The sequence below is a fragment of the Enterococcus sp. M190262 genome (assembly GCF_005843965.1).
Taxonomy (GTDB): Bacteria; Bacillota; Bacilli; order Lactobacillales; family Enterococcaceae; genus Enterococcus_D; species Enterococcus_D gallinarum.
In genome coordinates this window covers 560,008-572,358 of record NZ_CP040461.1, presented here as the reverse complement: position 1 = coordinate 572,358, position 12,351 = coordinate 560,008, and the positions used below count along the sequence as shown (strand labels likewise).

General features: G+C 40.9%; 11 protein-coding genes. 6 read left to right on the top strand and 5 right to left on the bottom strand.

Annotated features, from left to right (window positions below):
* The first annotated feature begins 8 nt into the window (after positions 1-8).
* Both FE005_RS02500 and FE005_RS02495 read left to right on the top strand, forming a co-directional pair.
* Entirely contained in the window at positions 9-203 is a 195-nt protein-coding gene (locus tag FE005_RS02500) for a DUF2273 domain-containing protein (RefSeq protein WP_029486300.1), read from the top strand.
* Positions 204-257: 54 nt separating this feature from the next.
* Positions 258-782, top strand: a complete 525-nt coding sequence (locus tag FE005_RS02495) for an Asp23/Gls24 family envelope stress response protein (protein ID WP_003128162.1) — start codon at positions 258-260, stop codon at positions 780-782.
* 97 nt (positions 783-879) lie between these two features.
* Here the strand turns inward: FE005_RS02495 and FE005_RS02490 are convergent, their stop codons facing one another.
* Positions 880-1,602, bottom strand: a complete 723-nt coding sequence (locus FE005_RS02490; RefSeq protein ID WP_138371275.1) for a C39 family peptidase — start codon at positions 1,600-1,602, stop codon at positions 880-882.
* A 344-nt stretch (positions 1,603-1,946) separates the two neighbouring features.
* Here FE005_RS02490 and mnmA point away from each other — a divergent pair, with 344 nt between their 5' ends.
* Entirely contained in the window at positions 1,947-3,065 is a 1,119-nt protein-coding gene (mnmA, locus tag FE005_RS02485; RefSeq protein WP_003128164.1) for a tRNA 2-thiouridine(34) synthase MnmA, read from the top strand.
* A 115-nt stretch (positions 3,066-3,180) separates the two neighbouring features.
* Here the strand turns inward: mnmA and FE005_RS02480 are convergent, their stop codons facing one another.
* Positions 3,181-4,056, bottom strand: a complete 876-nt coding sequence (locus FE005_RS02480; RefSeq protein ID WP_138371274.1) for an AAA family ATPase — start codon at positions 4,054-4,056, stop codon at positions 3,181-3,183.
* A 312-nt stretch (positions 4,057-4,368) separates the two neighbouring features.
* On the opposite strand from FE005_RS02480, the gene FE005_RS02475 reads away from it, so the two are divergent.
* Together FE005_RS02475 and FE005_RS02470 are read left to right on the top strand one after the other, a co-directional pair.
* The gene (locus FE005_RS02475) at positions 4,369-4,746 is read left to right on the top strand and encodes a DUF1033 family protein (RefSeq protein ID WP_138371273.1); all 378 of its coding nucleotides are present in this window, start codon (positions 4,369-4,371) and stop codon (positions 4,744-4,746) included.
* A complete protein-coding gene (locus tag FE005_RS02470; RefSeq protein WP_138371272.1) occupies positions 4,679-6,751 on the top strand; it encodes a DNA topoisomerase III in 2,073 nt (690 codons plus the stop codon). Before FE005_RS02475 ends, FE005_RS02470 begins: the two co-directional genes overlap by 68 nt.
* Before the next feature lie 131 nt (positions 6,752-6,882).
* Here the strand turns inward: FE005_RS02470 and FE005_RS02465 are convergent, their stop codons facing one another.
* The 3 genes from FE005_RS02465 to FE005_RS02455 are packed head-to-tail and all read right to left on the bottom strand — an operon-like array spanning position 6,883 to position 10,839.
* Positions 6,883-8,436 (bottom strand): response regulator, encoded by a 1,554-nt coding sequence (locus tag FE005_RS02465; RefSeq protein WP_138371271.1) that lies wholly within the window; start codon positions 8,434-8,436, stop codon positions 6,883-6,885.
* Positions 8,436-9,863, bottom strand: a complete 1,428-nt coding sequence (locus tag FE005_RS02460; protein WP_138371270.1) for a histidine kinase — start codon at positions 9,861-9,863, stop codon at positions 8,436-8,438. The genes FE005_RS02465 and FE005_RS02460 overlap by 1 nt, the downstream gene beginning before the upstream one ends.
* Before the next feature lie 10 nt (positions 9,864-9,873).
* Positions 9,874-10,839: an ABC transporter substrate-binding protein gene (locus tag FE005_RS02455; RefSeq protein ID WP_138372187.1), complete on the bottom strand. Its 966-nt coding sequence runs from the start codon at positions 10,837-10,839 to the stop codon at positions 9,874-9,876.
* A gap of 252 nt (positions 10,840-11,091) precedes the next feature.
* Between FE005_RS02455 and chvE the strand changes: the two genes are divergently transcribed.
* Entirely contained in the window at positions 11,092-12,189 is a 1,098-nt protein-coding gene (gene chvE, locus FE005_RS02450) for a multiple monosaccharide ABC transporter substrate-binding protein (RefSeq protein ID WP_081131025.1), read from the top strand.
* Positions 12,190-12,351: the final 162 nt, after the last annotated feature.

Here is a 12,351-nt window from a genome sequence, read left to right as displayed (position 1 = left end):
GAGAAATGATGAACAAATGGTTCGAACAAAATAAGATCCCGGTTATCTTTGCTGCATTAGGACTGATACTAGCAATTCTCTTTCTGACAGTCGGCTTTTTGAAAACATTGCTACTACTGATTTTTACAGCACTAGGAGGTTACCTTGGCTTCTACCTCAAAGAGATCGGTTTCTTTGATCAATTTCAAAAGCCGCGGCGTTAGTGATCAGTAACATTTATTATTATAATTTTTATGAAGATATAGGAGGAATGTACAATGGAAAATCAAGTAAAACCAACAACTACTGCAGGTGTTAAAGGAGAATTGACTTACGAAGATAAAGTAATTCAAAAGATTGTCGGGATTGCGCTAGAATCCGTAGATGGACTATTAACGGTTGATGGTGGGTTCTTCTCAAATATCGCAGGAAAATTAGTGAATACGGATGATGTTACTTCCGGTATCAACGTTGAAGTTGGTAAAAAACAAGTAGCCGTAGATTTAGATATCGTAGCAGAATACGGTAGCGACATGACTGCCATTTACGACCAAATCAAAGAAGTCGTTTCAACACAAGTCAACAAAATGACAAACTTGGAAGTTATCGAAGTGAACGTTAATGTAGCAGATGTTAAAACTCGTGAACAATTCGAAAAAGATTCAGAAACTGTTCAAGACAAAGTTAGCAGTGCTGCAGAAACAACTGGAGAATTTGCTTCAAAACAAACACGTAAAGCCAAAGGCGCATTCAACAAAACTGCCAGCCGTATCCAAGAAAACAACGAACCACGAGTTCAATAATTACGGCAAATATAAAAACAGGCTAGCTAATCGGCTAGTCTGTTTTTTTTGGATGGTTCTCAGTCAACAGTGCAAGTCTGTAAGTTGCTTTTGAAAATCAAAGCCAAAAGCACCAATAATTCAATCCTTCAGCAGCAAGCAGTTCATTAGAGAAAGTTTTTTTGTAGTGGTTTTTATCTGGTGAATCATTTGGATCAAGCACTTGAATCCCCCCTTCTTTATTCAAAGCCAATACCATCAAATGGCCTGTGGTAGTAAATGTTCCCGGCTGTACGGAGACAATGACGGGAAAGCCTTGCTGGATCATCTTGTAAGCTTCCTCGAAAGAATTTCCCAGATCTAAGAATTGATAGCCAAAATGTTCGGCAAACTGAGGAAAGATTTGCCAGCTAGTTCCTTGATCAGCAAGATAAAATTGGTTGCCTGCCCAGTTGAGAATATTGTCTGGTTCTGGTGCCTGATTTCGCCAAAAAGAATCAATCATTGCTAAAGATGCGATGGCACAACCATTATCGGCAAAGGTATTTTGCTGTTCCCCAGAGCCGTAACGTTTCATCCCCCAACGTTCGTCTCTTTGCAAAATCAAAGGGACTTGTTGGGACTTCGGCAGCACTTCTTGCAGCACTTGATTGGCTTGCTCTGAAAATTTCTTTGGCAATAATACGATATCTTGTGAGTCGGAATGCTTTACTCTTTCAAAGACTAATTGTCGTAAAAGGAAAGAACCGGCGACAATGATCAGTAAGACAAGAATACTTTTTTTGACGGAATTTTTTGGCTTTTTTCTATTTCTGCGGTCAGTCGTTGCGTGGTTGTTCATGTTCTGTTACCCCTTTTGTCATTATCTAAGAGGAGTATAGCTGATCCTTGCAACAGACATTTCTGTATTTTATGAAGAAATTCATACGATTTTATGATAGTTTCTTTTTGCTTGAAAGCAGGCTAGCATTAGGCTTAAGCAGCAGCTGTCGGAGGAACTATTTATGTGGGAAAGGTTTTTTTGAATTTAAAGAAGTATCTAAGTTTTTTACAGGAAAAGCTAAACCGATGAAACTCTCCGTGAATTTTTTGCCAATCTGTTGTATAATGCAAATTACTGAAAAGTTGCGACCTTCAAATCGTAGATGATTTCAGAATCTATAATTGAAATGATGGTGAAAAATCATGTCTAACGAAAACACCCGTGTGGTGGTTGGAATGAGTGGCGGGGTGGACTCGTCGGTAACAGCACTTTTGCTGAAAGAACAAGGGTATGATGTTGTCGGGATCTTTATGAAAAATTGGGACGATACCGATGAAAATGGTGTATGTACTGCAACGGAAGATTACAAAGATGTGGCTAAAGTAGCAGCTCAAATCGGCATTCCCTATTATTCAGTCAATTTCGAAAAAGAATATTGGGACCGCGTTTTCGAATATTTCTTAGCTGAATATCGAGCTGGACGTACACCAAACCCAGATGTTATGTGTAACAAAGAAATCAAATTCAAGGCCTTTTTAGATTATGCCATGGATCTTGGTGCTGATTATGTGGCAACTGGACACTATGCTCAAGTCGAAACGGATGAAAATGGGGTTACCCATATGCTGCGCGGAGTGGATAGCAACAAAGACCAAACGTATTTCCTGAGCCAACTGTCGCAAGCACAATTGAGTAAAACCATGTTCCCTTTAGGCGGCATGGAAAAATCTGAAGTACGGGCCATTGCTGAACGAGCTGGTTTAGCAACAGCTAAGAAAAAAGATTCTACAGGTGTTTGCTTTATCGGTGAAAAGAATTTCAAACAATTTCTAAGCAATTACTTGCCAGCAAAAAAAGGCAACATGGTCACATTAGATGGTGAAGTCAAAGGACAACATGATGGTCTGATGTACTATACCATCGGCCAACGTCAAGGATTAGGAATCGGTGGCGGCGGCACTTCACAAGAACCGTGGTTTGTTGTCGGCAAAGATTTAGCAACAAACACATTGTATGTGGGACAAGGATTCCACCATCCAGCATTGTATGCAGATCGCTTGGAAGCAAGTCAAATCCACTTTACGACAGACACGGATCGTCCAAGTGAATTCAAGTGCACAGCCAAATTCCGTTATCGTCAACAAGATGTCGGCGTCTCTGTCCGCTTGCTAGATAATGACCGTGCCGAAGTGATCTTCGATGAACCCGTTCGGGCAATCACCCCAGGCCAAGCAGTGGTCTTTTATGATGGCATGGAATGTCTTGGCGGTGGCTTGATCGATGCCGCTTACCAAGAAGCAAAAGAATTGCAATATGTCTAAACGATTCGAACGATTGCAGCAGTGATAATTGAAACGATCCGAATGATCAGTGATGCCTGTATGGATTTGCAGGCATGATCTTTCGGATCGTTTTCTGTGTGATTCTAGGAGATTCTTATTGATCGGTACGTCTTTTTTCATCTTCAAAAGCTTCTTGATGCATTTGGAAAAAGCGGTAGTAGGTCTGAACATTTTCCAACTGTGTCCAGCGACGCACATCCACCGGCTTTTGATCCAAATCGTAGATCTTTGCTTCTTTGATGGAGAGGACAAAAGGGCTGTGGGTAGCGATGACAAATTGACAATCTTCGTAGCGGGTCATGTCTTCGATAAATGCGACTAACTCAATTTGTCGTTGGGCCGACAGTGAATTTTCTGGTTCGTCTAAAAGATACAGTCCATTAGGCACGATTTTTTCTTGGAAAAAGCTTGCCGCGTTTTCTCCGTTTGAGAATTCACGGACATTATCCATCAGATTTTTACGTGTGAATTTCGATTGTGTATTGGAACGTGCGAGGTTGATTTTTTTTAATCTCTCATAGTCTTCAAAGCCTTTAAAACGAAAATTTGCATATTTGGCTTCAAAATATTCGTCGAAGACTTCTTCTCGGCGGCGATCAATGCCTTGATTCAAATTGCGAATGTCGAGCATATAGTCGAATACGTCATCGCTGGTCAAAATTTGCTTGATTTTAGGTTCGTTGGTAACTATGCAATGGCATTGATCAAGGTAATCTTCAAAGAAGTTGGAACGATTATAAGCGGCGGACCGTTGCGCGCCGATCTTCTCAGCAAGGACGTTCAGTGCGGTGGTTTTTCCTGAACCGTTGCCTCCGTAAAGGATAGTGATTGGTTCAAAATCGATTTGAGAAAAGGCGTTCTTTGACAAGACTTGATAGGGGTAATAGGAATCATAGACAGTTCGCATAATCCCCGCAAAAAATGACCCTTCGGATTCACGATCAGGAAAAGTAATTTGATTAAGGTACATCAACGCGCCAACTCCTAACAGATTTTTTGTTTAGTGTAACATAATTGTTCTTGCCATAAAAAAAATTTTCCAAGTAAAATAATTTCACCTATGTAGAGTTGTTATCTTTTCTTGTTATATTCACATTCCCTGTGTTCTATGCTAGACTAAGGGTAACATCATTTTGATGTCATCTTAAGAGACAGTATAAAAACATAAAAAAACGATGATTTTTTGAATTTTTTAAAGGGTGCTTAATTGTTGAGACTTATTCCTTGCAACTTTTGGTAAAAGTGACTAATATGGGAAAGGAATCTTGAGAGGAGCGATGGGATGTATCAAGTAATAGTCATGTATGGTGATAACGAGCCATGGTGGTTTTTTGAAGGATGGCAGGCAGATATTCAAGAGGCGTTCACATTTGCAACTTTTGCGGAAGCACAGTCATTTTACGAAGAAAAATGGCACGAGATTCGGAAAGAGTATTCGTACATAAATGCAAAAACCAACTTTATGACGGCTTTTTGGAATGAAGACGAAGAACGCTGGTGTGAAGAATGCGACGATTATCTCCAACAATATATTGGGTTGGCACTACTTAAAGAATACCAACAAGTCGTCGATGAAAGCAGGAAAGACTTTTATGAAACAACTAATTCTAGCGGAAAAGCCAAGCGTTGCCAAAGACCTCAGCAAAGTATTGGGTTGTAATCAAAAAAATAAAAATTATTACGAAGGACCCAAGGTAATCGTTACTTGGGCCCTTGGTCATTTATTAGGTCTAAAAATGCCCGAAGATTTAAACAAAGAATGGGCCTCGTGGCAGATGGAAACATTACCGATGGTTCCCAAAACGATCGGGATCAAACCATTGCCTAAGACGGGGCATCAGTTGAAAGCAATCAAACAACTGGCACATCGCAAAGATGTGTCGGAAGTCGTGATCGCTACCGATGCAGGACGAGAAGGCGAGTTGGTGGCCCGATGGATCTTAGAGTGGGTCCGCTGTGACAAACCTGTCAAGCGGCTATGGATTTCCTCTCAGACCCCTAAGGCTATCAAAGAAGGGTTCTCAAAGTTGCAGCCGGCGAAGCAGTATGATAACTTGTATCATTCTGCCATTGCTCGGGCAAAAGCAGACTGGCTAGTCGGCTTGAATGTGACCCGTGCCTTAACAGTGAAATATCAGGATAATTTAAGCGCTGGCCGAGTTCAAACACCAACGCTTGCTTTGGTTCGCGCACAAGAGAAACAGATTGAAGGCTTCCGCCCCCAAACCTATTATGTCATCAACTTAGAAGTGGGCGACAGTAAAGCAAAGCGGCAACAAAGCAATCCTTATCAATTGAAAAACCGTAGCGAAGCCGAAGCACTGGTTCAAAAGATGAGTCAGCAAAATGGCCGCGTTGCGTCTATTGAAGAGAAGATCAAAACCGAAGCGGCTCCTTTACCCTATGATTTGACGGAGATTCAGCGAGAAGCCAATCAACGCTATGACTTTTCTGCCAAAAAAACGTTGTCATTGGTCCAAAGTTTGTATGAAACCCATAAAATCGTCACATATCCGCGGACTGATTCAAAATACTTAACCAGTGACATGAAAGCAACGATGAAAGAACGGTTGCAAGCAGTGGCCGATTTTGCTCCTGAAGTCAAAAGCTATTTGAAAAATGGCGGTCAAGTTCAGCAGCAAGCTGTGTTTAATGATAAGAAAGTTACGGATCACCATGCCTTGTTGCCTACAGAGCAACGGGCACGTTATGAAAAATTGAGTAATGACGAACAGCGAATCTATCAAATGATCGTTGAACGTTTTTTGATGCTTTTTGCCAAACCGCATAAGAAGCAGCAGCAAAAAGTTACAGTCAAATTTGGTAATGAAGTGTTTGTCTTTACCCATAACACTGTGATCGAGGCAGGCTGGAAAAAGACAAAAGAAGAAGCAACCACTGTTTCTTGGCAGGAACAAATGAGTGTCAAACCAACATTCAGTATTCAAAAGGAACTAACGACGCCGCCGAAACCATTGAATGAAGGTACGCTCTTAGGCAAAATGGAAAAACATAGCTTAGGAACGCCTGCAACGAGAGCTGAGATCATTGAGAAATTGATCAAGTCAGAGTTGATGGAGCGAACACCTAGCGGTTTACAAGTTTCGCCAAAAGGCAAGCAGCTGTTGGTGCTAGTCAACCCATCTTTAGTCACTCCGGAATTGACGGAGAAATGGGAAAAGGAATTAGAACTGATCGCTAAAGGAAAATACTCGGAACAAAAATTCCTGGCTCAGATAGAAAAAGATACCAAGCAATTAGTCAAAGAAATCAAGCAAAGCGAAAGCAAATATCAAGACTTTTCCTTAACGCAAAAACGATGTCCTGAATGCGGGGAACCATTAAGGGAAAAGAGTACCCGAGATGGCAAGATCTATGTTTGTTCAAGTCAAACCTGTAAGTATCGTCGCCGTAAAGATCCTAAAGTGTCTAACCATCGCTGTCCACAATGTCATCGAAAGATGGAGATCATTGAAGGAAAGAATGGTGCTTTCTTCCGTTGCAAGTTCGATGGGATCACCGAGAAAATGGCAGATAAGAAAGAGCGTAACAAAAAATTGACCAAACATGAAGAACGCCGGTTGATGCAAAAGATCAATCAGGAAGAACCGCAAGAAAGTCCATTGGCTGCAGCATTAAAAGCGGCGATGGAGAAAAAAGAATGACGAACGGCTGAAGGCAAGACGCCAGTATTGATTTTGTTCGTTCAACGATTTTGCTTCTTGCATTATTTGCTAGTCTAAAAAACCAGTCCAGCCTTATGTATAAGGTTGGGCTGGTTTTTTTTGAACTTCTGTCAATGGTGGATCTGACGATACTCTTTGGGTGAAATCTGTTCTTTTTTCTTGAATAGGAAAGAGAAGTAATTTGGATCATTGTAACCAATATCAAAGGCGATCTCGGAAAGGCGCAAATTTGTTGTGATCAGTAGTTTTTTTGCCAATGAAAGCCGCTGTTCTGTGAGGTATTCAATGAATGTGGCATCGGTTGCTTGCGAGAAAATCGTACTGAAATGGGCGGGGCTCAAGTTGACTTTTTCTGCAACGACATTCAACGAAATATTTGGATCAGAAAAATTTTTGTCAATAAACTGTTTTGCCTGACTGATCACACTTTGATACTTTGCCATTGCCGGATTGATTTGCTGTTTGACTAAGTATGTAAGCAGTGCAGCCACTTTGTCTTGGTAGTTGTGTGGCTCACTTGTCAGTTGGGATAAATAGTCTAAATCCGCAGTTTGAGCTAGCAAGTCCTTTTGTTCTTTGCCTTCACGCTTTTTTACCAGCGCAATCAATTCTACCAGAACAAAAAAACGATACATTTGGGTTCTTTCTGCAGTTCCTTGAGCGGACATGATTTCATTGACTAAGTCATTGATCGCCTCTGGCTCAGTCTGGGAGATCCGTTCGGCAAGGTCGATTTTGAAAGGATTCGTAGGAGATAATTCTCCTTCTTTCATATCATCCTCATAGCTAATGATCTTTTCCTTGCGGATGCCGCCATAAGTTTTCAACATCCCGTTGGCTTTGTGATAGGAAGTTGGAATGTCCGAAAACCGCTCAACTACCGGTCCAATGGCAACTGCCACTTCCTCACTTGAGTCATGGGTGAGCGCTTGTGCCATTTGGTAGGCTTTCTCGAGTACAGCATCTTTGTTGAAATCAAAAAGCAGGAATTTGATGAAGCGACTGGAAATGCTGGAGAATAAGACTGTTTCATCGGAACCATAAGTAGAAGTCAACTGCTTACTGAAGCGGGTATAATCCGAAAAATTCTGATTGTATGGTGTCTTGGCCAACAAGACACAAAATTGTTTGCCAGAAAAGGAACGCTTTAGCTCGGTCGCTTGCTGAAAAGCTTCTGAAATTGTGATTTTACTTGCGAAAAGAGTATTCAAAAAGAGATTCTTTCTGACCTCCATTCGCAGGAGTTCATCATCTTGTGAGAGATAGTGTTGTTCTTGGGACTGTTGGTCCAATGCAACAATGACTTTAATCAATGTCTGTTCAAGGTCCTCATTTTTGATCGGTTTCAACAAATAGTCATCAGCTTGCAATTGTAGCGCTGTTTTTGCGTAATCAAAATCATCGAAGCCGCTAATAAAAATAATTCGAACAAGTGGCAATAATTTTTTGGCCTCTTTGGCAAAGGTCAGTCCATCCATAAAAGGCATTTTGATGTCCGTCAAAATGATATCTGGACGAATGTCAAGAATCGATGCAAGTGCCAACTCGCCATCTGCCGCTTCATTACTATAAATAATGGGGTATTTTTCAGCTAGAGAAATAATCTGATGCCGCAAGTTATCACGGATCAGGTGTTCATCTTCAACAATGAAGACTTTGTACATTAGTGGGCTCCTCCTTTTTTAGGAACGATGATCGAAATCGTTGTTCCTTGTGATTCAATACTCGCGATATCAAATTGTACGTCACTACCGTAATTTAGTAATAGACGACGATAAACATTATAAAGACCATACCCATTTTCTGGATCGGGATCTGTATTTTCTTTCAGATTATGCTGGATGGCCATTAATCGTTCGTGGGAAATGCCAATACCGTTATCACGGACAGACATCTGGATTGTCTGTTCATATTCCTGAATCGTGATGGTGATTTTTCCTACTCGGCGTACAAACTTGGTGCCATGATAGACGCCATTTTCAACTAAAGGCTGTAGGATCATCTTTAAAACTAGTAGGTCTTGGGAAGTGGTCTGCTGGTTGATTTCATAGGTCAGCATCTCCCCATAACGGATCTTTAGGATCGTTAAATAGTCAGCAACATGGCGCAACTCTTTTGAAAGAGGGATCCAGTCGTGCCCTTTGCTTAGTGAAATCCGAAAAAAATCGGAGAGGGCGTACGTCATTTCAGTTGCTTGTTCATATCGTTCTACTTCGATCAAAGAGACGATCGCATCCAAACTATTGTAAATAAAGTGAGGCGTGATCTGTGCTTGCAACACACGAACTTCACTTTGAGCCAAATGGTATTGTTTCAAAGCATTCTCTTCTAATAAACGGGTTAAATCATCCGCCATTTTATTCAAACTGCTCGTCAATGTGCGCAATTCCGGTGTATCAGGCAGGACTGCTCGAAAGCCGAGATGCCCTTGGGCAAGTTCATCAGATAATTCGACTAGACGATCCAATGGATTTTGGAGATTTTCGCGAACAAAGCGGCGATTTTTAGAAATAAAGTAAATAATCAAAAGAATCAAAAGCAATTGAAAAGCGATCAATAACAAGACAGATTGAATCAAATCTTGATTGGTTTGACTTGCCAAACTAATCTCTACACGAACAAATTCCTGCAGGATTTCAGATAATAATTCAATCACAGAATCCACCTGGACCATCACATATTGATTTTTTTCTAGTGGTTCATCGTTAGCAATATTTTCGATGAGCTTGTTTTGGTAGGTTTCTAATGAATCCAGTGTACGTAAGGCAACAGCCAACGTGTTCTTTTCTTTGGCTGTATTCGTATTTGTTTGGATATGGTCAAGATCCGCGCGCAATTCTTCAATGACGTTGTTGACTTGAACATCCGCCACGCTCTTTTGGCCAAAGACAAGATCCCACATTTCTTCTAAAACAATTGCATCCACTTTACCCGAGAGCTGATTGGCTTCTTCAATATTGTTGATCGTATTTTGATAAATAAAAATTTGGCGGGAATAAAAGATACTACTGATCAATAAAGGAAGAAAAGCGACTAAGATCATCAATTTATTGGTTTGTTGGAAGATGCCCTTTATACTTGTCTTTTTCATGAATGACTCCTTAATAATTTCGGGGTGGAATCTGGTCAAAATCCATATCACTTGAAAAAACTGTCTCGTGGACATAGATTTCTTTTGGAACTGCACTTCTGCCCCGATTTAAATAACGGGAAATAGCATTTTTAACGAAGATACCAGCATCGGGATTACATTCAACAACGCAATTAACGATGCCGTTTTTCAAATTGTCGATCATTTCTTTTTGAGCATCAATCGTAACGATAACAATGTCTTTTCCAGGGACGATATCTGTTTGTTTCAAGGCTTCTAACGCGCCGATAGTCATTTCATCGTTATGACTGAATAAAACATCGATGTTGGCCATTTTTCCTTCCGCAATATATTGTTCAATCACTTCTTTGCCTTTTCTACGAATGAAGTCGCCATTCAAGGCATCAGTTACTTGAATAGTGACATTGTTTTTCGCATAATCTCGTTTGATGGTTTCTCGAAAGCCATCTGAACGTAGTTGCGTAGGGGATGTATCACTGAGTCCGGTCAACTCCAGCACGTTGATCGTTTCATTTTCATGATGCTTGAAATAATTGCTGACATAAAGGCCAGCTCGATTGCCTTCCGCTTTGAAACTAGGACCGATATGTGTCAAAAATAAGGAAGGATCTGCCAGATCCACATGACGATCAACGATAAAAACAGGGATGCCTGCATTGGCCGCCTCTTCGAGTATTGGTTCCCAACCATCTTCTTGTAATGGGGTAAAGACGATTGCATCTACTTGGTAAACGATAAAACTGCGGATATCTTGGATCTGTCTTTCTTGATTCATATAGCCATTTCGATAAAGTACTTCATACCCTTCTTTCTCTAACTCTGTCCGAATCGATTCAGTATGACGTTTGCGCCAACTGCTTTCTGTACCAGATTGCGAAAAGCCAATGACAATGCTCTCTTTAGCAGATTCATTGGTCCCCTCAGCTGGTCGTTGGCAGGCGCTAAGACTGGTCATAAGCAGGATCGAAAGGAAGATGTGTAACCTTTTTTTATCCATAATTTCACCCCCGACCTCTATTTTACCAAAAAAAGGTAAGCGCTTTTCTTAATTTCAAGATTCCGAAAAAAAACAAGGTAATCGAAAGAAAATCAAGGTTTGAATTCCAATGTCCCAAGAAATCAAAGAAACTACCAAAAATAGTTAATGTAAGCGATTGCTGTTTTTTCTATACTTAGCCTGTAAGTAAAAGTATGGAGGGATCAATAAATGAAAAGCACAATGAAAAAAATCGTAGGTATCGCTTCAACCGTTCTCTTGGGAGGGATGTTGGCAGCTTGCGGAAACGGCTCAGATAGTGGTGGAGCCAGCAGCGGGGACAAAGGGTTTGTGGGAATCGCTATGCCTACAAAATCAGCAGAACGTTGGATTGCCGATGGAAACAATATGGTAGATGAACTGGAAAAGTTAGGCTACAAAACAGACTTGCAATATGGCGAAGATAAGGTTGAGAATCAGGTCGCTCAAATTGAAAACATGATCACTAAAGGCGTCGATACATTAGTGATTGCTTCTATTGATGGTTCCGCGCTTACCGATGTTCTCGAAAAGGCTCATAACGAGGACATCAAAGTGATTGCTTATGATCGGTTATTGATGAATTCGGAGTACGTCGATTACTATGCAACCTTTGACAATTTCGGTGTGGGTGTTTTACAAGCTTCTTATATTGAAGACAAGCTAGGCCTGAAAGATGGAAAAGGACCCTTCAATATCGAATTGTTTGGTGGTTCACCGGATGATAACAATGCGTTGATCAATTACAATGGCGTGATGTCTGTTTTTCAACAGTATATTGATAGTGGTCAATTAGTGGTTCCTTCGGGTCAGACGAATTTCAACCAAATCGCAACACTGCGCTGGGATGGTTCTACTGCACAGGCACGGATGGACAACTTATTGAGTGCCAATTATACCGATAAAACATTAGATGCCGTTCTTTCTCCTTATGATCCAATCAGTTTAGGAATCATCTCATCCCTAAAAGGTGTGGGGTATGGTTCTTCTGAAAAACCATTACCTGTAATTACAGGACAAGATGCAACCATTGCTGGAGTTAAATCGATCATTGCTGGAGAACAAACGCAAACGATTTTCAAAGATACCCGAGTTCTAGCCAAAAACACGATCGAAATGATCGAAGCAATCGCCAATGGCGAAGAAGTCCCAGTCAATGATACCGAAACTTATGACAATGGGGTCAAAGTGGTACCGACCTATCTATCTAATCCAGTATCTGTAGATAGCAGCAATTATAAAGAAGAGCTTGTGGACAGTGACTATTACACGGAAAAAGATATGGGCTAGTTGTTGACAGCGGGGCTGTCAAAAGCACAAAAAAGGTAAAAGAGCAGCTGAAGGGATAATGATCGGGGCAGATCAGCGGATACTCCAATGTTTTGCCCTGTTCTTTCTTGTTTGTCAAAGAGCCGTTCTTTTGAATGGATCATTTTATTTCTTCTGCAGAAT